At 52.3% G+C, this 23,569-nt stretch carries 21 protein-coding genes; 8 read left to right on the top strand and 13 right to left on the bottom strand.

Annotated elements, in window-relative coordinates:
• Window position 1: 1 nt before the first annotated feature.
• From pepN to cpdR, 3 genes are all read right to left on the bottom strand, one after another.
• On the bottom strand, window positions 2-2,662 hold the full coding sequence (gene pepN, locus ACN0YD_RS04605; protein ID WP_417317473.1) for an aminopeptidase N: 2,661 nt from the start codon (window positions 2,660-2,662) through the stop codon (window positions 2-4).
• Window positions 2,663-2,794: 132 nt separating this feature from the next.
• On the bottom strand, window positions 2,795-4,213 hold the full coding sequence (locus ACN0YD_RS04600) for a sigma-54-dependent transcriptional regulator (protein WP_417317472.1): 1,419 nt from the start codon (window positions 4,211-4,213) through the stop codon (window positions 2,795-2,797).
• Between the two features lie 87 nt (window positions 4,214-4,300).
• Window positions 4,301-4,660, bottom strand: coding sequence for a cell cycle two-component system response regulator CpdR (gene cpdR / locus ACN0YD_RS04595; protein ID WP_417317471.1), 360 nt, complete (start codon window positions 4,658-4,660; stop codon window positions 4,301-4,303).
• A 189-nt stretch (window positions 4,661-4,849) separates the two neighbouring features.
• Between cpdR and ACN0YD_RS04590 the strand changes: the two genes are divergently transcribed.
• Together ACN0YD_RS04590 and ACN0YD_RS04585 are read left to right on the top strand one after the other, a co-directional pair.
• On the top strand, window positions 4,850-5,704 hold the full coding sequence (locus ACN0YD_RS04590) for an N-formylglutamate amidohydrolase (protein ID WP_417317470.1): 855 nt from the start codon (window positions 4,850-4,852) through the stop codon (window positions 5,702-5,704).
• A gap of 465 nt (window positions 5,705-6,169) precedes the next feature.
• The gene (locus ACN0YD_RS04585) at window positions 6,170-6,985 is read left to right on the top strand and encodes a hypothetical protein (RefSeq protein WP_417317469.1); all 816 of its coding nucleotides are present in this window, start codon (window positions 6,170-6,172) and stop codon (window positions 6,983-6,985) included.
• A 10-nt stretch (window positions 6,986-6,995) separates the two neighbouring features.
• Here ACN0YD_RS04585 and ACN0YD_RS04580 read toward each other — a convergent pair whose 3' ends face one another.
• From ACN0YD_RS04580 to ACN0YD_RS04565, 4 genes are all read right to left on the bottom strand, one after another.
• Window positions 6,996-7,349: a hypothetical protein gene (locus ACN0YD_RS04580; protein WP_417317468.1), complete on the bottom strand. Its 354-nt coding sequence runs from the start codon at window positions 7,347-7,349 to the stop codon at window positions 6,996-6,998.
• A gap of 179 nt (window positions 7,350-7,528) precedes the next feature.
• Window positions 7,529-8,299 carry a response regulator gene (locus ACN0YD_RS04575; protein ID WP_417317467.1) on the bottom strand — a complete coding sequence of 257 codons (771 nt, stop codon included), beginning with the start codon at window positions 8,297-8,299 and terminating at the stop codon, window positions 7,529-7,531.
• An 83-nt stretch (window positions 8,300-8,382) separates the two neighbouring features.
• Window positions 8,383-9,174: a hypothetical protein gene (locus tag ACN0YD_RS04570; protein WP_417317466.1), complete on the bottom strand. Its 792-nt coding sequence runs from the start codon at window positions 9,172-9,174 to the stop codon at window positions 8,383-8,385.
• Complete coding sequence (locus tag ACN0YD_RS04565; protein WP_417317465.1) at window positions 9,167-10,153, bottom strand: NADPH:quinone oxidoreductase family protein; 987 nt, start codon at window positions 10,151-10,153, stop codon at window positions 9,167-9,169. The genes ACN0YD_RS04570 and ACN0YD_RS04565 overlap by 8 nt, the downstream gene beginning before the upstream one ends.
• A gap of 146 nt (window positions 10,154-10,299) precedes the next feature.
• On the opposite strand from ACN0YD_RS04565, the gene typA reads away from it, so the two are divergent.
• The 3 genes from typA (at window position 10,300) to ACN0YD_RS04550 (ending at window position 12,733) form a co-directional block, all read left to right on the top strand.
• A complete protein-coding gene (typA, locus tag ACN0YD_RS04560; protein ID WP_417317464.1) occupies window positions 10,300-12,135 on the top strand; it encodes a translational GTPase TypA in 1,836 nt (611 codons plus the stop codon).
• Window positions 12,136-12,213: 78 nt separating this feature from the next.
• Window positions 12,214-12,402, top strand: a complete 189-nt coding sequence (locus ACN0YD_RS04555; RefSeq protein ID WP_417317463.1) for a DUF1289 domain-containing protein — start codon at window positions 12,214-12,216, stop codon at window positions 12,400-12,402.
• 70 nt (window positions 12,403-12,472) lie between these two features.
• Window positions 12,473-12,733 (top strand): histidine kinase, encoded by a 261-nt coding sequence (locus ACN0YD_RS04550; RefSeq protein WP_417317462.1) that lies wholly within the window; start codon window positions 12,473-12,475, stop codon window positions 12,731-12,733.
• On the opposite strand, the gene ACN0YD_RS04545 is transcribed toward ACN0YD_RS04550, so the two are convergent.
• A complete protein-coding gene (locus tag ACN0YD_RS04545) occupies window positions 12,734-13,852 on the bottom strand; it encodes an NAD(P)/FAD-dependent oxidoreductase (RefSeq protein ID WP_417317461.1) in 1,119 nt (372 codons plus the stop codon).
• 101 nt (window positions 13,853-13,953) lie between these two features.
• Between ACN0YD_RS04545 and hisN the strand changes: the two genes are divergently transcribed.
• Window positions 13,954-14,766 carry a histidinol-phosphatase gene (hisN, locus tag ACN0YD_RS04540; protein WP_417317460.1) on the top strand — a complete coding sequence of 271 codons (813 nt, stop codon included), beginning with the start codon at window positions 13,954-13,956 and terminating at the stop codon, window positions 14,764-14,766.
• On the opposite strand, the gene ACN0YD_RS04535 is transcribed toward hisN, so the two are convergent.
• Both ACN0YD_RS04535 and ACN0YD_RS04530 read right to left on the bottom strand, forming a co-directional pair.
• A complete protein-coding gene (locus tag ACN0YD_RS04535; protein ID WP_417317459.1) occupies window positions 14,755-15,690 on the bottom strand; it encodes an alpha/beta fold hydrolase in 936 nt (311 codons plus the stop codon). The two genes, hisN and ACN0YD_RS04535, sit on opposite strands and share 12 nt — an antisense overlap.
• 104 nt (window positions 15,691-15,794) lie before the next feature.
• Window positions 15,795-17,594: a vWA domain-containing protein gene (locus tag ACN0YD_RS04530; protein WP_417317458.1), complete on the bottom strand. Its 1,800-nt coding sequence runs from the start codon at window positions 17,592-17,594 to the stop codon at window positions 15,795-15,797.
• Window positions 17,595-17,858: 264 nt separating this feature from the next.
• On the opposite strand from ACN0YD_RS04530, the gene ACN0YD_RS04525 reads away from it, so the two are divergent.
• Both ACN0YD_RS04525 and ACN0YD_RS04520 read left to right on the top strand, forming a co-directional pair.
• Complete coding sequence (locus tag ACN0YD_RS04525; protein ID WP_417317457.1) at window positions 17,859-18,461, top strand: peroxiredoxin; 603 nt, start codon at window positions 17,859-17,861, stop codon at window positions 18,459-18,461.
• Between the two features lie 122 nt (window positions 18,462-18,583).
• Complete coding sequence (locus ACN0YD_RS04520; protein ID WP_417317456.1) at window positions 18,584-19,471, top strand: LysR family transcriptional regulator; 888 nt, start codon at window positions 18,584-18,586, stop codon at window positions 19,469-19,471.
• 763 nt (window positions 19,472-20,234) lie between these two features.
• On the opposite strand, the gene ACN0YD_RS04515 is transcribed toward ACN0YD_RS04520, so the two are convergent.
• The 3 genes from ACN0YD_RS04515 to ACN0YD_RS04505 form a co-directional block, all read right to left on the bottom strand.
• Entirely contained in the window at window positions 20,235-20,879 is a 645-nt protein-coding gene (locus tag ACN0YD_RS04515; RefSeq protein WP_417317455.1) for an HAD family hydrolase, read from the bottom strand.
• Between the two features lie 102 nt (window positions 20,880-20,981).
• Complete coding sequence (locus tag ACN0YD_RS04510; RefSeq protein ID WP_417317454.1) at window positions 20,982-21,449, bottom strand: Dps family protein; 468 nt, start codon at window positions 21,447-21,449, stop codon at window positions 20,982-20,984.
• 214 nt (window positions 21,450-21,663) lie between these two features.
• Complete coding sequence (locus tag ACN0YD_RS04505) at window positions 21,664-23,553, bottom strand: methyltransferase domain-containing protein (protein WP_417317453.1); 1,890 nt, start codon at window positions 23,551-23,553, stop codon at window positions 21,664-21,666.
• Window positions 23,554-23,569 lie beyond the last annotated feature (16 nt).

The raw sequence follows: 23,569 nt of genomic DNA, 5'->3' as shown, positions 1-23,569 counted from the left end.
GCTACTGCAAACTTTTTGACACGATCTCATAGACATCCGGGGACAGGCCCTTGAAGGACAGGATCCGCATCAGGGCCTTTTTCATCAATTGCTGACGATCCGCATCATACATTTTCCAGCGTGTCAGCGGCCGCACCAGCCCGGCTGATATCTGCGGATTTATAGGGTCCAGTTCCTCCAGAATATCGCCCAGGAATATATAGCCCTGTCCGGATTTATCATGGAAATTCACTGGATTAAGCGCGCAGAAGGCACTGACCAGCGAGCGTACCCGATTTGGCGTGCGGATATCGAAGTCGGGATGGCGGCGCAATCTTTTCACCGCTTCCAGAGTATCGGCGCGACGGCTTGTTGCCTGGACCGAGAACCATTTATCCAGAACCAGCGGCTCATCCTTCCATTTGTCATGGAAAGTCGCCAGTGACCCTTCCCTCGCCGGGCTGTCACTGTTGACCAGCACCGCCAGGGCGGCAATCTCGTTGGTCATGTTGTCCGCATTCATAAACTGCTTGATGGCAAGCTTGCCAATGTCGTCCTCGCCCAGTTCCATCAGATACCCCAGCGCCATATTGCGCAGGCGCCGTTTCCCAACTGCTTCCGGACTGAATTCATAGCCGCCCTGATCATCACACAGGGTGTAGATACCGCGAAACTCGCCTTCCAGCGCGTGAGCCAGCTGGCCGCGGACAAATTCCCGGGCTGCATGAATGCCATCCACATCCACCGGTGTGCGCATCTGGCCGAGCACGGCCTCAGACGGCAGGGACAGAATTTCCGCCTTGAAGGCATTGTCCAACGTTTCTTCGTCCAGCACCTTGCCTATGGCATTAATGAACTTCTGGTCAAGCGCCATGGGTTTGTGGGCGGCCAGGTCATCCACCAGCCCCAGAATGATGTTGGCAGACAAAGTCTGGGCCGCTTCCCAGCGGTTGAAACTGTCACTGTCATGGGCCAGGAGAAACAGGAACTGATCCTCATCCAGCCCGGCGTTCAGCTTCACAGGTGCGGAAAATCCGCGCAGGATCGAAGGAACCGGTTTTTCCGGTACATTGACAAAGCGAAAGGTCTGGCTGGCTTCTTTGAGGTCCAGAACCCGTGTACCATTCACATCCAGGGGGGCATTTTCGCCTTCCAGCTGCAATGGCAGGTCAGTACCATCAAGGCCTACGAGCCCAACCGCCACCGGAATATGCATGGGCTTTTTCCCGGTCTGCCCCGGTGTATCCGGCACAGTCTGGCTCAGGGTCAGTTCAAAAATATTATCAGCCTCACTGTAACGGCTTTCCACCGTCACTTCCGGTGTACCCGCCTGGCTGTACCAAAGGCTGAATTGTTCAAGATCCGCACCGGAGGCATCCTGCATTGCCGCCAGAAAATCATCGCAGGTCACTGCCTGGCCGTCATGACGCTCAAAATAGAGATCAATACCCTTGCGATAGTTCTCCGGTCCCAGCAGGGTATGGTACATGCGGATCACTTCCGCCCCCTTTTCATAAACCGTGACCGTATAAAAGTTATTGATTTCAATATAGTTATCAGGACGAACCGGGTGCGCCATGGGGCCACTGTCCTCGGCAAACTGATACTGGCGCAGCATGCGGACGTCCTCAATCCTTTTCACCGCGCGGGACCCCATATCAGCGGAAAATTCCTGATCCCTGAAGACTGTCAGGCCCTCTTTGAGGCTGAGCTGGAACCAGTCCCGGCAGGTGACCCGGTTACCGGTCCAGTTATGGAAATATTCATGAGCCACCACGGCCTCAACTGCAGCAAAATCTGCATCGGTCGCCGTCCTGGGATTGGCCAGAACACATTTTGTATTAAAGATGTTGAGGCTCTTGTTTTCCATGGCCCCCATATTGAAATGACTGACCGCGACAATATTGAAAATGTCCAGGTCATATTCCAGGCCATAGACTTCCTCATCCCATTTCATGGACTTTTTCAGGCTGTCCATGGCATGCCGGCATTTGTCCAGATCCCGGGGAGCGACAAAAAGCCTTAACGTGACCTTCTGTCCGGACTTGGTAGTGAAGTGATCCTCCAGAAAATCCAGGTCGCCCGCCACCAGGGCAAAGAGATAACAGGGTTTTGGAAATGGATCATCCCAAACTACAAAATGCCGTCCCTCGCCCAAAAGGCCCTGGTCCACTTCGTTGCCGTTGGACAACAACACCGGATATTTTTCCCGGTCCGCTTCGATCCTGACCCTGTAAGTGGCCATCACGTCGGAACGGTCGAGGAAATAAGTTATACGGCGAAACCCCTCCGCTTCACACTGGGTACAGTACATCCCTTTGGAAATATAAAGTCCCTCGAGTGCCGTATTGGTGGACGGATCGATATCATTGCGAATGACCAATTCAAATTCTTCCGGAAGGCCGTTGATGGTCAGGGATTCCTCGCCGACTTCATAGCCCCCCTCCGGCAATTGCTCCCCATCCAGCTCCACGGAAACCAGCTTCATGTGGCTGCCATCCAGAACCAGCGGTGTGTCGAGGCCGCCTGCACGGCGTCGCACCTGCAGACGCGAGGTAACATGCGTCACCCCCTCTTCAAGCTGAAACAGGAGATCGACCTTGTCGATATCATAGTCTGTTTGCCGATAATCGCTGAGATATTTGGTCTGGGGACGGGCTGCAGCCCGGGATGCGTCTGCCATGAGTACTTCCTTACATGAGGTCACGGGACTTGCACCCGGTTTTCGAATAGGATCCGGCTATTTTAAAGCCAACCGGGGGGCATTGTAAATGATTGGCTGGGTCGGCAAGGCGACGAATAATTGAAAACTATTTCAGCTGAGAAGCGGACCTTTCCAGCCCTTCATCTTGCGGTAAATGGTAGACGGATTAATTTCCAGATATCCTGCCGCCCTGGTGATATTGCCGTCACACAGACGGATCGCCTCCTCGATAATTTCCCGTTCCTGATCCTGTAACGGACGAATGGCCTTGGGGGACATTTTCGGCAGGACCACAACATTGTCACCGGCGCGGGCCACCTGTTCAATTGCCGTTATGGACGGTGTACCTACCGTATAGTTGTTAAACGGTGCCGGCAACATATCCATGCTGACTTCCTCGCCGTTATTCAGTACCACGACGTTACGGATGATATTCTGCATCTGGCGCACATTGCCCGGCCAGGGGTGATGCAGGAAAACTTTCTCCACTTCAGGAGAAAAACGAACAAAATGCTTACCCTCTTCCCGGGTAAAATTATCAAGCAGGGCATAGGCTATTTCCAGCTTATCCCGTCCTCTTTCCCTGAGCGGCGGCATGTGAACCGGCACCACATTCAGGCGATAATAGAGATCTTCCCGGAACAGCCCCTGTTCCACCATTTTCAGAGGGTCCCGGTTGGTGGCGCAAACAAAACGGATATCCACCTTCTGGGTATCGGTACTGCCCACCTTCTGGAAAGTACCGGATTGAATGAAACGCAGCAGCTTGGCCTGCAGGTCGATATCCATCTCCCCTATTTCATCAAGGAACAGGGTGCCCCCGTCGGCCCTGAGCGCCGCTCCCTCACGATTGTCGATGGCGCCTGTGAAGGCTCCCTTCACATGGCCGAAAATCTCGCTTTCCATCAGGTCCTTGGGAATGGCCCCGCAGTTGAGCACCACAAATTCCCTGTCCCGGCGCGGGCTCAGCTCGTGAATGGCCTCGGCCGCCAGCTCCTTGCCGGTGCCGCTCTCACCGGTAATAAATACGGTCGCCTTGCTGCCGGCCACATTTTCGATGATTTTATAAACCGACTGCATGGGCAGGGAGCTGCCCAGCATGCTGCAGAATTCCCGTCGCTCCTCGAACTGGCTCTGATAGGTATGAACGACCTTTTTCAGCCGCACCCTCTCCAGCGCATTTCTCACGGTATAGACCAGCCGGCTCTTGTCGAAGGGTTTGAGCAAAAATTCAAAGGCGCCAAGACGCATGGCGTCCACAGCCCGGGAAATGGAACCGTGGGCCGTTATGACAACCACACTGGTCTCTATTTTCTTTTCGGAAATATGCTCGAGGATCTGCATCCCGTCCATATCGGGAAGCTGCATGTCCAGAAGAACAACCTCGGGACGCCCCTGTTCGAGATAGTCGAAGGCCTCTCCGCCAGTGGCCACATGAATGACCTGAACATTTTCTTCGCTCAGGTATTCCTTATAAATGGACGCAAGTGGAAGTGTATCTTCAACAAGCAAAATGGTCGGATTAACCAAGGTTCACCCTGTCGTGCTGTGATGACCTCCGGAAGGCCACTTTAGTATCTAAATATTTCTCTAAAATACTTGTCTGACAGCAAGATATCAAGCGACAAATAGGCGATCCACCTCGTCTACCAGATCCTTGAGATGGAATGGCTTCTGCAAAACCTTGGAGTTGGTCGGCCTGTCTCTTGTCTTATCCATGGCCACTGCAGCAAAACCTGTAATAAACATGACCTGCAAATCCGGCTGCATTTTGGTTGCACGACGGGCCAGCTCGATGCCGTCCATGCCGGGCATAACGATATCGGTCAGCAACAAATCAAATCCGCCGCCGGCGAGCAGCGGAAGGGCATCCGTTCCAGTTCCTACGGAAATCACCTTGTATCCGGCCTTTTCAAGAGAACGCGCCAGAAAACTGCGCATGGTTTCATCATCTTCGGCCAACAAAATTCGCGCCACTGAGTGTACCCTTAAATTTTAGTCTGGAAATCCCACACGGGCTCCCGACCATTAGAAAATATCAAATATATTCATAAACTATATTTGAAATCTTAATTTTTCCACAAAATATTTGGACCATTGTTTCGCTTTTGTTTATCTTTGATCTCCCTGAAATAGATATTTTGAGGGCCGGAACCCAGGACCCCCATGGAAACATATTCGATTATTTCCCCCGACACCTCTTCGAACGGTATCGTCTATAACAGTCCGCACAGCGGCCGTTACCTGCCCGAAGAGTTTCTGCGTATTTATGAAGGAGACGAGGTAAAGCTGCACCAGTCTGGAGACAGCCGCATGGACGAGGTCGTCAGCGGCATCACCAGTGCCGGCTCCTGCCTTTTTAAAAATCTTTACGGCAGAATTTACGTCGACACCAACCGCGATGTACGTGAACTGGATCCTCATAGTCTGAATAACTGTCCGCGCAATATCAGATGCATAAGAAGTGAGAAAGTGGCCCGCGGTTTTGGCGTCATTCCCATAAAAACCTATGATGGCGCAGATATTTACACGGAAAACCAGCTTACATACGACTGCGCACAGGCCAGGCTCGACAAAGTGTATCGTCCGGTGCACAAGGCCCTTAACGAGCTCCTGGACATGACACGTGAGCAGCATGGCTATTACCTTCTTGTGGACTGCCACTCCATGCCTTCCTACCGCTTCATGAATTCCCGTCTGCCATCAGACAGACAGGCCGATGTGGTCATCGGCAACAACTTTGACAAAAGCTGCAACAGGAAAATCTCCCGTTTTGTGGCAGAACATTTTGAATCCGCAGGACTGGCCATAAGGTTTAATGCCCCCTATGCGGGCGGCTACAATACCGTTCACTATGGCCAACCGGCACAAGGCAGGCATGCCATCCAGATCGAGCTCAACCGCAGACTCTATCTGAATGAGGAAGATTTATCGCTTAATCAGGGGTTTGAGAAACTGCAGGAGTGTATTACCGATCTCTCCCTGAAACTGGACAGGGAAATCCTTAACCTGATGTCCTGATCGGGCTGGAAAAAAGAGAAATAAAAAAGGGCCACATCAAAGGACATGGCCCAAGTTTAGGGAGGAAACGCCCACGTAGGGCTCAAGCGTGTATTCCTACACCAAGAACAACGCTCACCTCTTTATGTAGTGACTTGCCAGGTAAAATCAAGAAGAAAAAAGTTATTATTTTACAACGACTTAGCATTAACATAAATGTCACACTGTGCTAAATATGCAACATGTTATATTTTATTGGAAAATCCTTGATTTTCAAAAGGATACATTCGGATCAGGAAAAATTCCGGCCAAAATATCACAGTAGCTTCCTGCAGAAATATCACAGCCCTGATGTATGTCCGACGCGGCAATAATCGGTTTTATATTTTTCTTGCAGGGTGATTCGTTTTGCGACATTGTTTGGTTGCCGGCACCCCGGCGACTTCAGAAACAATATATACACGGGCAGGACGACCACGGGACAGCATGATCGATTTTAACGACCCCTATATACTTTTAGGCCTGCTGCCATTTCTCCTGACAGTCGCCATGATGGCCCTTTTACGATTTTACATGGGTGAAGGACTTGGCAACACGCTGGCCAGTTCCTCTCTCGTTGTCGCTTTCCTCGTCACTTTGACCATTTATGCCGGTTTACCTGGCTGGCCCGCCTCCGGACAAGAAGAAGTCCTGACCTATCTCTGTCTGTTCTCGCTTTTATACGGGTTCCTGCTGGACCGTTTTCCCGGTCTCGACGCTGCCAATATTTTCTTCAAATCGGTTATTCCTGTGGCAGGTGTATTCTGGACATTTTCACCGTCGGACGCCCTGAGTTTCAGCGGCGCCGAGTTCAGGGGACTTGCCCTGGTCACCATTCTGGCGTTGGGATATTTTCTGAAAATGGAACAGGACTGGCAGGACGGGCTTGATCTTGCCCTGCCGCTTTGCGCTGTTGGCCTCGGTGGTATGATCATCGCCTGGTCAGATGGTCAGGGCGTCACCGGTGATATCCTGCTGGCCTATGTCTCGGCTCTGGCGGGCTATACCATTCTTAATTTGCCCAAGCGGCGTTTCCCACTGGGAGCAGCCGGCTTCTTCCCGTCATTTCTGGTAATCCTGACCTGCCTGCTGGCGATTGTCATGGAAAAGCCCTCGCTATCACCGGCCATTATCCTGCTTTCACTGATCATGATGGCCGACAATATCGGCAGGCACCTGCCAATCCAGTTGCCATACCAGGGCAAACGGGCAGTCGTCATCGCCGGCCTGCTGATCCTGTCAGTGGCCGCCGCAAATATTTGATCAAACCGGATTACAGACCGTTGTTGCGAAGCGCCTGCTTCAGATGAAGCTGTATGGCGGCATTCCCGCCATCCTGTTCAAGAACTTCCAGACCGCTACGCCATTCCTGCCGGGCCCTGACTTTGTCATTCAGGCGCAGATACACAGTCCCGAGCTTGTAGTGAACATAACTCTTTTCACTGGCGCTGGATGCATGTGACTTTGCATCATTATAGAGACTTTCAGCTCTGGAGAAATTTTCCAGCAGGAATTGCTGATCCGCCTCCTGGATGTCTTCCATATATTCAGAATTATTCTGTGCCTGCCCCGTGGAAAAACTTGCCAAAAACAGAGAACCTGCCAGCAAAAAAGAATGAATTTTCATGTCTTGCCCCGCTTAAAACTATAACACACACCCCAACTCATGAGACATTTCGATATCTATAGTTAATTTAAAATCCGACGGATAACAACTCTATTGTTACGTTTTTGTTACCAAAAAATACCAATAACAACAGTTAGTTAAATATTGCAAAACCTGCTCCGCACAGCATCCTCTAATGATCAGGTAATCCCGAAACGCTGCAACACTTCCGCCAGGTCGTTGCCGAAATGTTCGCCGCGCCGGATAATTCCCACACTCATGGGAAGAGCTTTCAGATCCGGATGATCAAGCTCCATACTGGTCAATATCGCCACGGCAACATTCTTTGTTGTCGGCATGGATTTCAACGCACAGGCCAGATCGATTCCGGACAGGCGCGGCATAACTGCAGTGGTGATCACCAGGTCCGGTTTAGTCTCCAGAATAATTTCAAAGGCATCCAGGGAATCCAGCACAGTAGACACCCGGTAACCGCATTCCACAAGCTCTCTCTCGACCACCCGGGCCGCCGCTTTTTGCGGAAGAACCAATGTCACATCCTTATCGGTTTTCTTGACCTCGCCAACCTCAAAGGTTGAGTGATGGGGCAGCGCCTGGATATCGGCGGCTACATCTTCAACCGGTGCCGACGTCCCATCCAGAAGGCTCATAATCTTGTCACTGAACTGCTGCAGATCCTTGATGTTCCCATCCTTGATCTCGTCCATATGCCAGAGATAGTCATCAAGACGTTGACAGATGGCGGACAGACCCGGCAATTTTACGGCTTTGACCTTGAGACGCAGATTGGAGGCGTCCTGGGCCAGCGTGGCCTTGGCTTTTTCCCCCTTGATTTCACCGCTCAGCACCTGCTGCAGACGCACCTCTAGATTTCCTGCCACATCACGGGCTTCGTCAAGTGCCTCAGATTCATAAAGATTTTCGAGTTCCTGTTCGGAGAGAATGCTCATCACTACCCTAACTTCGTTGCATATCAGAATGACGAAGAATGATACGGAGAAGAACTTAATAGATGGCTAATGAATCAGAAAAATCAGGAATCCTTCCTGACCTTTGGCGAAATTTTCCAACTGCCAACCCGATGGCAGATTTCCAACCTCCGATCAACTTCACCGGGCGGCGCAATATGCCAATCCCATTCAAGCTGCGGACTGCCAAGCCTTTGCCGGATACTGTCCGGCAAAGCCTTCTCCTGCTCGAGAAGGCTTTTATTTTCAAGGTAGTTCCGAGTCATATCTGACAAGAGCACTACCGGACATCCAAAGTGCTCCAGCCAGTCAAGATGCTGAAGCATGATCGTGTCAGTGAACTTACTCTCCACCAGCACCCCGGCTTTCTCAAGACACTTGGCCGGCACAAGAGCCAATTGTGACAATATATTCAGCGAAACAACCAGATCCGGCGGAGAATCAAGCGCCAAGTCCGGCGGAGAACCCGCAACCAGATCCTGTCGATAATAGACCTCATCCACCCGGCCAGTGACATCCACTTCGATAAAATGAACATCCTCATCCTGTCGGTAACGCCTGCGGGTGGCCGGAAGATGGACAATATCCACCAGACTGAGCCGCAAGCCGCGCTCCCGCAATTCCTCCAGGGGCACATCATAAAGTCCCCCGGATCCGACAATAACGATATGACTTCCCGGGGTCAGGCTGCCCGCGGCCAGGAGTATTTCCCGACGGCAGGCCTCCAGATGGCTCTGCCAAGCGTTGCGACACCGTTTATAACGGCTTTCAATGGCTATTGATTCCCGCACGTAGCCCAGGGACTTCACCGCGGGATCTGCAGATATCAGAAGATGCTGGAGAAATTCCCTAAGCATCGGCCCCCATCATGACCACCACCTTCCCGGATGACTTTCTGTCCCGAAGAGAGCGAATTGCCTCCACAGTCTCTTCAAGAGGGAATTTTTTACTGATATGCGGTTTGATCTTGCCGTCTTCATACCATTGCAAGAGCCGTTTTGCACTGTCCACCAGCACCTGATTTTTGAATTCCTTGTAGGCCCCCCAGTAAAATCCGATCAGTTCAATATTTTTGACCAGAAGATGATTGGCCGGCACCTGGGGAATATCACCGCTGGCAAAACCGATCACCAGGATCCGGCCTTCCGGCGCCATGGCCCGGAAGCAGGCCCGGAAAATATCGCCGCCGACCGCATCATAGACCACATTGACACCCTTGCCTTCTGTGATTTCCTTGAGCCGTTCGCGCACGTCCTCGTCCTTGTAGTTGACGGTAAATTCGGCGCCTTTGCTGCGGGCCACCTCAAGCTTGTCGTCGTCCCCGGCCAGGGCAATCACCCGCGCCCCCATCAGGTGGCCGATTTCCACCGCCGTCAGTCCGACACCGCCGCCGGCACCGGTGACCACGAGCCATTCACCTGCCTGCAATCGTGCCCGGTAATCAAGAGCCACGTGGCTCGTGCCATAGGCCACCACAAAACTTGCAACATCTTCATGGGGCATGCCGGCGGGTACCTTGAGAAGGGCATCGACGGGCACAGCTACCTTTTCAGCAAAACCGCCCCAGTTGGTCAATGCCTGAACCTGATCTCCGACGGCGAAGCCTGTCACCCCCTCACCCAGTTCGGCCACATATCCGGAAACTTCGAGACCGGGGCTGAAGGGTTTCGGCGGCCTGACCTGATAGGTACCTTCCACCATCAAACTGTCAGCAAAATTGACACTACAGGCCCTGACACCAACAACCACCTGTCCCGGACCGGCGACCGGATCAGCAACTTCCTCAAGCTGCAAATTGGACAAGGGACCGTTTTCCCTGACGATCATGGCTTTCATCAATTCCTCCCGTCATAATAGATTCACATGGACAAAGGCCGCAGGATGGCTATACTGCGCCGAATTTTTGCCCTATATTGCACCGCACAGTGATAGGCGTTCGCGGGTGGCAGATCAACAGTTTTAATTGATACGAGTTTAAATACATGACGTTACGTAATATTGCCATCATTGCCCACGTTGACCACGGCAAAACAACCCTGGTGGATACCATGTTCCGCCAGAGCGGCCTTTTCCGTGATAACCAGCGCGTTGAAGAGCGGGCCATGGACAGTAATGACCTGGAAAAGGAACGCGGCATCACCATTCTTGCCAAATGTACGGCTGTGGAATGGCACGGTACCCGCATCAATATTGTGGACACTCCCGGCCACGCCGATTTCGGCGGTGAGGTTGAGCGCATTCTCAGCATGGTGGACGGTGTGATCCTGCTGGTGGATGCTGCCGAAGGCCCCATGCCGCAGACAAAGTTTGTACTTTCCAAAGCCCTGGCCCTCGGCCTGAAACCCATTGTGGTGGTCAACAAGGTGGATAAACCTGACCGCCGTCCCGATGAGGTGCATGATGAGGTCTTTGACCTGTTTGTCGCCCTGGATGCCAATGATGAACAGCTTGACTTCCCGACCCTGTTCGCCTCCGGCCGTGATGGTTGGGCCGATACGGAACTGGAAGGAGAGCGCAAGGACCTTGCCCCTCTGTTTGAAACTATCATCAGCCATTTCAAGGCCCCGGAAGTCGCGACAGAAGACAATATTGCCAAACCTTTTACCATGCTGGCGACTCTTCTGGACCGCGACAACTTCATGGGCCGTGTTCTGACCGGACGTGTGCAGAGCGGAAAAATCAAGGTCAACGACCCGATCAAAGTTCTGAATGCCAAAGGCGAAGTTGTGGAACAGGGCCGCGCCAGCAAGCTGATGTCCTTCCACGGCCTGGAGCGCGTACCTGTGAATGAAGCCCAGGCAGGCGATATTATTGCCATTGCCGGTTTGTCCGTCGGAACCGTCGCTGATACCTTCTGTGCCCCTGAAGTAACGGAAGCTCTGCAGGCTCAGCCTATCGACCCGCCAACCCTGAGCATGAAATTCAGCGTCAATGACAGCCCGCTTGCCGGACGCGAAGGCAAGAAGGTTACCAGCCGTCTGATCCGGGATCGCCTGGAACGGGAATCCGAAGGCAATGTGGCCATCCGCATTACCGAAAGTGAAGACAAGGACAGCTTCGAGGTTGCCGGACGCGGGGAACTGCAGCTTGGCGTTCTGATTGAAACCATGCGTCGGGAAGGTTTCGAACTTTCCATCTCCCGTCCCCAGGTTCTGCTTAAAAAGGACCCGGAAACCGGTGAACAGCAGGAGCCATATGAAGAAGTTGTTGTTGATGTGGATGAAGAATATTCCGGCGGTGTAGTTGAGAAAATGAGCCTGCGCAAGGCCGAAATGACTGATATGCGCTCCAGTGGCGCCGGCAAAACCCGGATTACTTTCCTTGCCCCGTCACGTGGCCTGATCGGTTACCATGGCGAGTTCCTGACCGATACCCGGGGCACCGGTGTTATGAACCGGGTCTTTCACAGCTATGGTCCCTACAAGGGCGCCATCGCAGGGCGTCGCCAGGGTGTACTGATTTCAAACAGTAACGGCAAGGCCGTCGCCTACGCTCTGTGGAACCTGGAAGAACGCGGTATCATCATGGTCAACCCGCAGGAAGATCTTTATGAAGGCATGATCATCGGGGAACATTCACGGGACAATGACCTCGATGTAAATCCGATCAAAGGCAAGCAACTGACCAACGTCCGGGCCTCCGGCAAGGACGATGCCGTCAAGCTGACCCCGCCCAAGAAAATGGGTCTGGAAGAAGCCATCGCCTACATCAATGATGACGAACTGGTGGAAGTCACGCCAGAGAACATTCGCCTGCGCAAGAGGTATCTTGACCCTAATGACCGAAAAAGAGCCTTGCGCACCGCCAAGGCCAGCTAACCAGGAATACAGGAAAAGCCGGGTTCGCCCGGCTTTTTTTCACGTTAGGCTGCAAAAACCTGTGTTAAAAACACCTGCATGACCAATCCCGAAAACATAGAAAGCCCCTGCATCGGTACCTGTCAGCTTGATGAAACAGGCGAATGGTGCATCGGTTGTGGCCGGTTGCGGAGCGAATTATTCAACTGGCAAGACAAGTCCTTGAAAGAACGATCAGAAATTATTTCCGGCGCTCGTCAGAGACTGAAAAACAATCGCAACAGATAATCTTTTGTTTACCTAACCTTAATGGCTTTTTTGTAAGATCTGCAGGTTAACGGACAAAAAGGTTTCAAAAATGACACATTTTCTGGTGACTGACGAAAATCCGGACGGTTTCAAGCTGGAAGATATTCTGAGTATTATCCGTAAGGATATTATCAAACGGGCGACATTGATCATGGACGATGAACGGCCGGAAGCCCAGCACGTCCTCAACAATAATGTAGAAATTCTGGGGCTCCTCACTGAAGCTATTGATTTAGCCAAAGACAGCAGCTTGACCCTGCAGAAAAGCTTTGGCCCTTCTTCAGGCGATCATCCGCGCATCGGCAAATAATCACCTCCTGAAACGAACAGGTGAAATTTCAGCGACCGGGAGGTCCATGCTGTCCTCTTTACCTGTAATCAGACCGCACACAAGCCGGCCAATGGCCGGTGATGTCTGAATACCGAATCCTCCCTGCCCCACGCACCAGAAAAAACCCTCACAGGACGGATCAAAACCGACCACCGGTGAACGATCCTCTGCAAATGTTCTGAGACCAGACCATTTGCGCCTGACATGACGTACTTTCAAGTCGGTGGCCGCCTCAAACCTGTCAATGGCCCGGGCCACGTCAATTTCCTCCGGCTGCACATCACAGGGCGGCATCGGCGTTTCATCACAAGGGCTGAGCAGTACACCGCCCCCCTCGGGCTTGAAATAAAAGCGATCTTCTGTGTCCAGGACCAGCGGCATCTCCGGGGAAAGGTTGCCGGAATTGTCCACGTCAAGGCAGATAACGGTACGCCTGCGGGGTTCAAGATTTATCCCCTGCAGGCCGGCCAGTCGGGCAACCTCATCCCCCCATGCGCCAGCAGCATTAATCAGGATGCGGCCCTCGAAGGCGCCTCCATCTGTCTCGACACGCCAGCCACCGGCCTGTTTTTCCAGCCGACGTACAGGCCGGTTGCAGAGGATGTGGCCATCCCTCGCCCTGATCCCCCTGAGATAGCCCTGATGCAGGGCGTGTACATCAATATCCCTGCACCCCGGCTCCAGGTAGCCGGCTACGGCATAATCCCGGCGCAGGCAGGGAACCCTGTCCGCGATTTCCACGGCGGTCAGCATACTGATTTCCGGACTGATTGCTTTCTTGACCTCAAAGGATTGCTTCAGAACATCCTGCTGCTCCGGGGTGGCGACATATACGGCCCCTCGTCCGGTCACCAGCGCTGTATCCGAAAAGTCCTCTGGCGGTGATAGCAGGAAAGCACCCGATGCACGGGTCAGCTTCTGGACAACCGAATTGCCATAAGTTTCCGCAAAAAAAGCCGCCGACCGGCCCGTGGTATGATATCCTGGAAAATCTTCCCGTTCCAGAATCAGGGTACGGCCATGCGAACTGAGGAACCAGGCCGCTGAAGCGCCGGCAATTCCGCCGCCAATGACAATGAAATCATATGTTTCGATCATACTCTTTCAGACTTCACTTCTTGACAATCCTGCGAAAATCCCTGACACAGAATGAAACAGGCCCGCTTTCCCGGCGTCAAGCTTTGGAATGATACATACATATGTCAGATAACCTAAATCCCGATGAAATCAAGGAATATGTCGATTTTCTGCATATCCTCGGTGATGCCGCAGCAGAGGTTACCCTTAATCTTTTCCGCGCCCCGCTGAATGTTACCAACAAGGGCAGCAAGCTGCAGTCCGACTTTGACCCGGTGACAAAAGCCGACCAGGATGCCGAAGAGGTCATTCGCCGGATCATCCATGAAAAGTATCCCGATCACAATCTTATCGGTGAGGAACACGGCAGCGAAAACTTTTCCGGAGCCGGTGCGGAAATGAACTGGATTATCGACCCTATTGACGGCACGCGTTCCTTTATCGCCGGCATCCCACTCTGGGGAACCCTGATTGCGCTGAATAACGGCAGCGGACCGGTGGTCGGCATGATGGACCAGCCCTATCTGAAGGAAAGATATATCGGGTCCCCGCTGGGCAGCACTTTGAACGGCAATGCCATCAGCTGTCGCTCCTGTCCCGATATTTCCCGGGCCACCCTGTCCACAACTGATCCGGTACAGCTGTTCGCCACTGATGATGACCGTGCGGCCTTCGAGAAAGTGGCGGCAAAGGCCAATATGGTTCGCAACGGATATGACTGTTACGCCTATATGATGGTGGCGTCAGGCCATATGGATGTGGTGATCGAAAGCGGCCTCGAAAGCTATGATATCCAGCCCCTGATCCCCATTATCGAAAATGCCGGCGGATTTGTTACCTGTTGGGACGGCGGTTCTCCGGACCAGGGTGGTCAAATTGTCGCCTGCGGTGACAGGACCCTGCATACCCAGGTTCTGGATATCCTAAACAGCTAGAAATTCATCCATGATCCGCCACATTTCACGGCGGACTTCGTCTGTTTCCCGGTAGATTTCGTGGAACGCTCCCTTGATGATTTCTATCCTGCCCTCAGGCAAACGTCCGAGGATATCCTGAGCCTCCTTATTGACAACAAGCTTCTCCTTTTCCGCCAGAAGAGCCAGAACAGGCAACGGGATGGCTTCCGCATAGCCGCGTTGCTTTATAACAAAAATGCTGTCCAGTGCCGCTTTCAGCCAGCGGAAGGTGGCGCCACCCGAATAAAGGTCCGGATTGGCCGCAATGACGCGGTTTTCCGTTTCATATCTGGACAGGTCATGGGTCAGTAGCTCACGGACCAGAGGTTCAAACCCCTCTCCCAGTCCGGGGCCCTGTCCCGGCGCATATTCCTTGTCAAAGCCGAACAGGCAGGAAAATTCTATCCACCAGCGGGACATCATGGCTTTGACCGGCGGGCCTAGGTTGATCCCCATCATGGGCGACAGAAGCACTGCCCTGTCAAAAACATCCGGATGATCATGCAGAAAGCGAAAGGCAATATGCCCCCCCATGGAGTGCCCCATTAGAAAAAGCGGGAGATGCCGGTCCTGCCGGTCAAGCAACCCGTAGTGGGACATCATTTGGGCAAGATCGGAAAGATAGAGATCGAAACTGTCGATATAGCTTCTGTGCCGATCCTCCAGAAGCCGGCCGGACAGGCCCTGCCCCCTCAGGTCCATGCTGAAAACCTGGAAGCCCCGGTCGAGGAACTCCTGGAAGAATTCCCGGTATTTCTCCATATATTCCCGGTGACCGTTAATCACAACAACCTGCCCCCGAACTTCACAGGCAGGCATGATCGCGGCAGTGCGAAGCCTCATGCCGTCAGGCAGGTCAAGCCAATCGATATTGGTGCCTTCGGGAAAATACGCGCTGGACATCAACTATTCCGCCCCTTCGTTATAGGTTTTCCGACAAGATAGCAAAAAAGGCACCCGCTTGAGCGCCTTTTTTGATGATATGTTGAAGAATATCCCGCAGAGGATTACTTGGACAGCCTCAGGCTGGACAGCTCATTGGCGATCTCCTCGAAGATGGAGTTCAGCGTATCCGCATCCGGTGCGAAATAATAGTGATCCGCATCGGTCGCCACAGCAGTCAGCAGGGTTGCCAGATCCCCGCTACTTTCGGCAAACTGGATCGTATAGATCTTAATGTCGTTGTTCGGATCGTTCTTGATGGCATTGGCCACGTCCAGAAGCCTCTGGTCACGGTCGGACAGCATCCGGTTATAGGTATCGCCGGAACGCCTGGTGTTTTCGCCGTCAGTGAGTAGAATAATGGCCCGGTTAATGGTGTTGGTGTTATTGGCCAGAACGGATGCCTCGTTAAACGGCAGCCCCGGCGTCAACACACGCCATGCCCAGACAAGTCCCTGGGGAATATTTGTATACCCGCCGTCAGTGGCTTCGAGATCATCCACAGCATCCCAGACAACCTGCTTGTCGTGCTGCAGCTTGGTGATGCCATACTCGGGACAGGGCGTACAATTATGTGTCTGATTGCTCAGACGGCCCAGGTCGCAACGATAACCGTCAAAGAACCTTTCTCCGTATTCGATTTCACCGTCATTATCCAGGTCGAATTCAATGTAGTTACGGTATTCGATTTCCGATCCGATCGGATACCAGCCGATCCAGGATTTTCCGTTCACAATGTCTACCGGACCATCATAGATATCCGCCGCCTCATCCAGAGACGTATCATTGTCGGAATCCGGTGTATTTTTATACTCCCAGGCCTCCTCGCGGGCATAGCGGGCATAGACACAACCTGTCCAGCCTGACTCCGGCTCTGCCAACAGCGGAACAGATGGTGCGTTGTGGGCATAATAAATATTGTTTACCGTGGCCTGATAATTTTTCAGCACCTCGTAGCCGTTACCGGGCAGCTCGGCCGTACAGTCCGGGTTCCAACCAGGACCGGTACATAACTTATTAAAGGAGTAGTTCTGAATTTCATAGGGGTTGGCCACGGCTGGAGTCACTGCAACTGTCGTAAAGAGATCCGCCGAACCCACCGGCGTGACGCCATCGGATTCGAAACCGTATTTTGTGCCATTGCCAGTGATATTGACAGACCCGGACCAGGGCACAATGCCGATCTGCAGAAGGTTGTTCTGCAGATTGTCGCCGAACAGGACATTAATCATGGTCTTGGCGGCTTCCTTGGCGGCATAAATCCTGGTGTTGCCGTCCATATCGTCTGTATTCATTGACCCGGAAAGGTCGATGGCAACCACCACATCCAGCAGGGAAATTTCCTTCGTTACCTCGGTTTCAGTGCTTACATTCATGGCATCATGACCAAAAATCTTCATAAATACCGTACTGACATTTGCCCTGGCCTCCAGGCGAAGTACTTTCTCGCTGGCGGAATATTCATAATTTTCGGGCAATACATTACCGTCCGCGTCCATCTCGAATGGGCCTTCCACGGTCGCGCCCATGAATCCGTTGGGAAGGTTGGCGGAAAAATACTGTTGAATCTGGGTCCGGCGCACTGCCGCTTCCTCGTTCAGCACACGGCCGCCGGCCAGAGCCGCGGCGTCTAGAGCTGTCCCCAGACGCTGCTTGACAATATAAGCGCGGCTGACATCTGTCGCCACGCCAACGATCGCGATGATTGGAATAATAGTGGCAACCATCACAACACCGGACATCCCCCGATTGTCCTGCCATAACCTGCGATACAGAGCTTTAATGCCCTGTGACAATAAGGCATTTTCCCGCCCGGTCGCCAAAGCCTTCACAGACTTTCTGAAATTCTCCGGTATTATTTTCATTTCATGTGACCTCTTGATAGTTCACGCATATGACCTACATGTTCTGTGAAATACATTAAGAAACATTTATGAAACCAAAGACTTGTATTAATATTTTGGTAAAATTAAGCGGCGCTTCCCAGGGGAAAATTTTCAGACTATATTGCTTCCGAAGAAGCGCTTTTCGCTGCCAAAATACATCTTGACTTAAAGGCTGATTCTTCTATTTATTAGAACAATTCTAAAATTCAGAACCCACAGAAAACTCACAAACGGAGAACTGAAATGTCACATCTTATCGGTCAGAAAGCCCCCGACTTCACAGCCCAGGCTGTCATGGAAAATGATGAAATGAAGGAACTTACGCTGTCAGAATATCTGAAAGGCAGCTATGGCCTCATCTTTTTCTATCCGCTGGACTTCACCTTTGTATGTCCGTCAGAAATCATTGCCTTCAGCAACCGCATGGACAAGTTCTCTGCCCTGAACACCAAAGTTGTCGGTGTAAGCGTTGATTCCCAGTTCTCTCACTATGCATGGCGCAACACCCCGACCAACAAAGGCGGTCTGGGACAGATCAAATTTCCCCTTGTTGCCGACCTGACCAAACAGATTGCCACCGACTACGGCGTTCTGATTGAAGACGCCGGCGTTGCCCTGCGCGGCAGCTTCCTGATCGACAAGGAAGGCAATATCCGCCACTATGTCATCAACGACCTGCCGCTGGGCCGTAACGTGGACGAAAGCATCCGCATGGTCGAAGCCTTGCAGTTCCATGAAGAGCATGGCGAAGTCTGCCCTGCCGGCTGGCAGAAAGGCGAAGAAGGCATGAAAGACACCGCGGAAGGTGTGGCAAGCTACCTCGCCTCACATGCGGAAGAGCTTTAGGCTCTTAGCCAAATTCTTCCAGAAAGGCGGGAATATTCCCGCCTTTTTTATTGGTGCAGCGCAAAGTTAACCTTTACACTATAAATAGTTTCTATATGGCAGCATTCGAGTGAACGATTGACATGATGGATTGGGATAAACTCAGAATATTTCACACTGTGGCTTCTTCAGGCAGCTTCACCCATGCGGGCGAAAAACTGAACCTCAGCCAGTCGGCGGTCAGCCGACAGATCAGATCTCTCGAAGAAAGTCTGAATGTCTCCCTTTTCAATCGCCATGCCCGTGGCTTGAGCCTCACGGACGAGGGGGAAACGCTGTTCAAAACGGCCGAGGACGTGGTCTCGAAAATCCATTTCACTGAACAGCAACTTCTTGAAGGCAGCGACGTGCCCATGGGAGAGCTGAAGGTCACCACGACCCTCAGCTTCGGCTCAACATGGATGATGCATCATATTCGCGGTTTTATCGAAAAGTACCCGGAAGTGGATGTCCAGCTGATCGTATCCGACCAGGATCTGGACCTGACCACAAGGGAAGCCGATGTGGCCATCCGTTTCCGCCCGTCGGAACATCTGGAAATGATCCAGAAGCGGCTGGGCACGTTTCACCACCATCTATACGCCTCACCGGAATATCTGAGCCGCAAGGGGCGTCCGAGAACCGTGGATGACCTGGACGATCACAATCTGATTTCTTATGGCGAAGTGCCTACCATCCCCGTGCAGGGCATGAACTGGGCCCTGACAGAAGGCACTTTGGAACCGCGCAAACCAATCCTTCGGGTCAATAGCATTTACGGTGTACTTCAGGCGGTCAAGGCAGGTATCGGCATCGCCGCCCTGCCTGATTACCTGGTCCAGGGCTCCATGAATGTGGTGAGGGTGCTGGAAGAAACAGAAGGGCCTGAATTTGACGCCTATATTACTTATCCACAGGAACTTCGCACCTCGAAGCGTATCGCAGCCTTCAGAGACTATATCATCCAGCAGTTCAAGGGCACCCGCTTCTGATTTCAAGCCATGCGTCTGGCGCATATCTGTGTTGTGATTTCAATGGTGGTCACATCAGAGCGATGTGGCTATGTTTAATTCAGATGTTGCGTTGCATCATCTCCTGAAAGAACCTCCCAAGTAATTTCAGGCGCTATGATCGGATGTCCTCCCAGATGAAGATTATAGCTTGTTTCATTGTCTCCCAGACATGAAGCCTCCCTATATTTTTGACTATGCCGGGCTTTGTCCCGGCATTTTTTTTGGCTTTGCGCCATATCATAAAGTACATATATTTTTGCACCGCATTATATTGCGAAGAATGTATACAGAAGCTCGTTTTTTCTTTCTTTATAACATTTTTTTCACAAAAATACCCTTTACAACATCCTTTTTCGCACCTATATTGATAAAAGATGTTGCATTGCAATATCTTCAAAGTGACATCATGTTGCTTTGTGCTGTGGCTTATATGCCTCCCATATATAAGTTACAGTTTGTTTCATTGTCTCCCAGACATGAAGCCTCCCTATATTTTTGACTATGCCGGGCTCGTCCCGGCATTTTTTTTGCCTCTTTCAGATGATTTGGCACCGCAAAATTATCCGGACGAGACGAAATTTAACGCTCAAATCTGAGGCACAAGGTCTGCATTTTTTGCAATGCTCGTCGCCAAATATGGAGAATTTGCCATTATTCTCAATATGTTATCAAACGATTGTTTAATCCCTAATGTGCACAATAAATAGTCACATGGCATTGGTGGCTAATTATTGTTCACAGATCAGGACAGATGATCCAGAACCTCGGTCATTCGGCGAATGACGAGACCTCCGGCTTTCAGGAGCCCGTCGCATTCCCCACGCACACTGTAGGCCAGCACATCCATACCGGCCGCTACGGCCCCCCGCACACCCGGCAGGCTGTCTTCCACAACCAGGCAAAGGGCCGGGTCTACCCCCATCTGATTCGCCGCAAACAGGTATAAATCCGGCCACGGCTTGCCGCGACTCACCTGGCTTGAGCTGAAAATCCGGCCATCGAAGTCCTCTTTCAGGCCTGTAAGCCCCAGAGTCACTTCCATTTTGGAAAAATCGCCGCTGGACGCCACACAGCTCTTGATTCCCTGTTCCTGGAGATAAGCCACAACATCATGAATACCTTCCACCGCTACCAGTTCCCGGTGGAAAACCTCGAACGTTTCCGCCTGTACGCGGTCGAGAAAATCCTCTGGCAGGCTGTGCCCCAAAAGCTCCTCCGACCGTTTCACCACAGAGGTCATGCTCAGTCCGACAAATTCCGCGATAACGTCCGACAGGGACATTTCCAGCCCCTCATCCGCCAGGGCATCCCGGAGGACCCGGTTGGCAATGGGCTCACTGTCCACCAGCACGCCGTCGCAATCAAAAATAACAAGTTCGTATTTCATCAAAATCCTGACTAAAAAAGGCAGCTCCAGAAAACTGGAGCTACCTTTACACGGTTTAAATCTATTTTGCCATATCGGGCAGGAAGCCCGGCTTTAAAAACTCTAATTCAGCAGCGAACGCAGCATCCAGGCGTTCTTTTCCGCCACTTCCATACGGTCACCCAGGATCCCAACAGTGGGCTCATCCCCGGCATCCGCAGCCAGCGGCACGATAGAACGGGCTGTGCGGCTTACCGTCTCGTTTCCTTCGACCAGGTTACGGATCATGTCTTCCGCAGCCGGGATGCCGTCATCCTCGGGAATGGATGTCAATTTGGCGAACTCCTTGTAAGTCCCCGGCGCATTTTCACCGAGAGAGCGAATCCGCTCTGCAATCACGTCAATGGCCGCCCACAGTTCCGTATAATGGACTTCAAACTGGGCATGCAGGGTCTGAAACATGGGACCCGTCACATTCCAGTGATAATTGTGAGTTTTCAGATAAAGTGTATAAGTATCAGCCAGCAGGCGGCTCAGGCCGCTGGCAATTTCCTGCCGTGTTGCATCATCCATACCAATATTAATCTGCATATTCATCTCCTCTCGTAAATCCGTTACTTAATATATAGTTTAGAACGACTATAAAACAAGCAACCGGCTGAATATATTGACATTCCCATTATAGCGAACCGCTGAACAATAACAACTATCCACCAACCGTCACTGATCCTGGTCAATCGCCATCGACGCCGTCCCACGTTTATAAACAGGGGAGTGAAACGCAGCAAAAAATAACTGCCGGAAATCAGGCCCGGTTTTCCAGGTTATACCGTTGCAGGGCAGCCTCGAGGATACGCCGCAGCATATCCCCATAGGTCATTCCTGCATAACCTGCCATGAAATTAAGCTTGCCGTCCCAGCACCAGCCCGGATTGGGGTTTACCTCCAGAAGCTTGATCACGCCTTCGCCATCGGCCCGGAAATCAAAGCGGGCGTAGTCACGGCAGTTCAGCCTTTCGAACAGGATACAGGACCATCCGATCAGGTTGCGGGCGTCCTGCTCGGACAGTTCAGCCTGGTGATATTTAATGTCCGTCCAGTAAGGAGACTGCGGATCCCACTTGGATTCATAATTGAGAATTCGTGGCAGTTCGGGGGCAAGCCCGCTGTAATCCACTTCCAGTACCGGCAGGGCATTTAGCCCCGTCCCCGGATTACCGATCAGACCGACACTGAACTCCCGTCCGGACAGAAACTCCTGAACCAGATAGGGCTGATCCGGCAGCACCGAGCGCAGGTAAGACAGATAATCAATGGCCTCGTCGACCGTATAAACTATGGCGTCACGGGTAATACCGACGCTGCTGTCGCCGAGGCAGGGCTTGATCAGCGCCGGGAAAACCGCCGGAACGGTGGCGGCAAAATCATCCTGGTCAAAGTAGGTTTCCAGCGGTACCGGAATATCATACATGGCCGCAATGGCCCGGACCTGAGACTTGTTGTAACACAAAGACAAGGCATTCGCAGCAGCCCCGGAATAGGGCACACCGAAAATATCCAGAAGCGCCGGCACATGCAGCTCTTTCAGAGGATCGTTGGCATACCCTTCATCACACAGGTTAAAGACAAACTCCGGTCCCTTTCCTGCCAACTGACCGATCAAGGCGCCATGATCATCAAGATAATTGAATTCGAATTCCGCGAGTCCGGACAGGGCATCCTTCAGCCTGCCAACGGTTGCCAGGTCTTCATCACTGAAAACACCGCTTTTCTTGACCGCATCAGGCTGACGGGGATCGCCCAGCAGGACGGTGATCTTTTTGATTTTTTCCTCAGGCGGCGCGTCGGCAACGTTTACGTTGGAAATCGCGGTCAGGAAATAGCGCCGCTCCATCATGCCCAGGTCTTCTCCGCGGTCTGAATCGGCAAAAATCTGCTGGTGGAAGACAATATCCCTGAAACCTGCCCGCTTCAGCAGGTCCTCGATCCGGTCACGGGAATAAAGACGTTCCGCATAAATCTGGTCGGCAATCACGCCTTTTTCAGCATGAACAATCACCTCGCGGGAGATCAGCCGGTCGCCGTCAGCGGACAAAGACCGCTCCCGACAGACGAACTGATTTTCATCAATCCATTCCCAGGACCTCGGTTCGTAATGGGATTTGATCCAGGCACCATCGGTGATATCCAGGGCAACCTTCCCACCGGGACGCAGGCATCTGAGAATGGTCTGCAAAACCGTGAGATCGTCCTCTTCCTGCGCAAAATAACCGAAGCTGTTCCCCATAACGACAACCGCATCATAGTTTCGCTCGGATGTGGGAATTTTACGGGCGTCCCCTTCCCTGAATTTTACCTGCAGATTCCGGTCCCTTGCACGCTTGCGGGCTAGCCGGATCAAATAGCGGGACCGATCGATACCGGACACATTCTGGAGCCCGCGGGAGGCAAGCTCCAGGGAGTGCCGTCCCTGTCCGCAGCACAGATCAAGAATTCTGTCTGCCGGCTCAAGAGCCAGTTTTTCCGCAAGAAGATCAACTTCCCGCGCTGTATTGACATGGTTTTCCACCACATCGCCATCTGTCTTGAGGTAAAGAGAATTAAAAAGTGACTGCCACCAGTTGTTGGGCAGATGCCGTTCAAGGTCGGGAACCGGACCTAACGTTCGTCGTTCGGGTTGATTTTTTTTTGTCATTCTGTGCAGCGCCCAC

Origin of the sequence: Emcibacter sp. (assembly GCF_048269205.1) — a bacterium.
GTDB lineage: Bacteria > Pseudomonadota > Alphaproteobacteria > Sphingomonadales > Emcibacteraceae > Emcibacter.
This window is presented reverse-complemented; position numbering and strand designations above follow the sequence as displayed.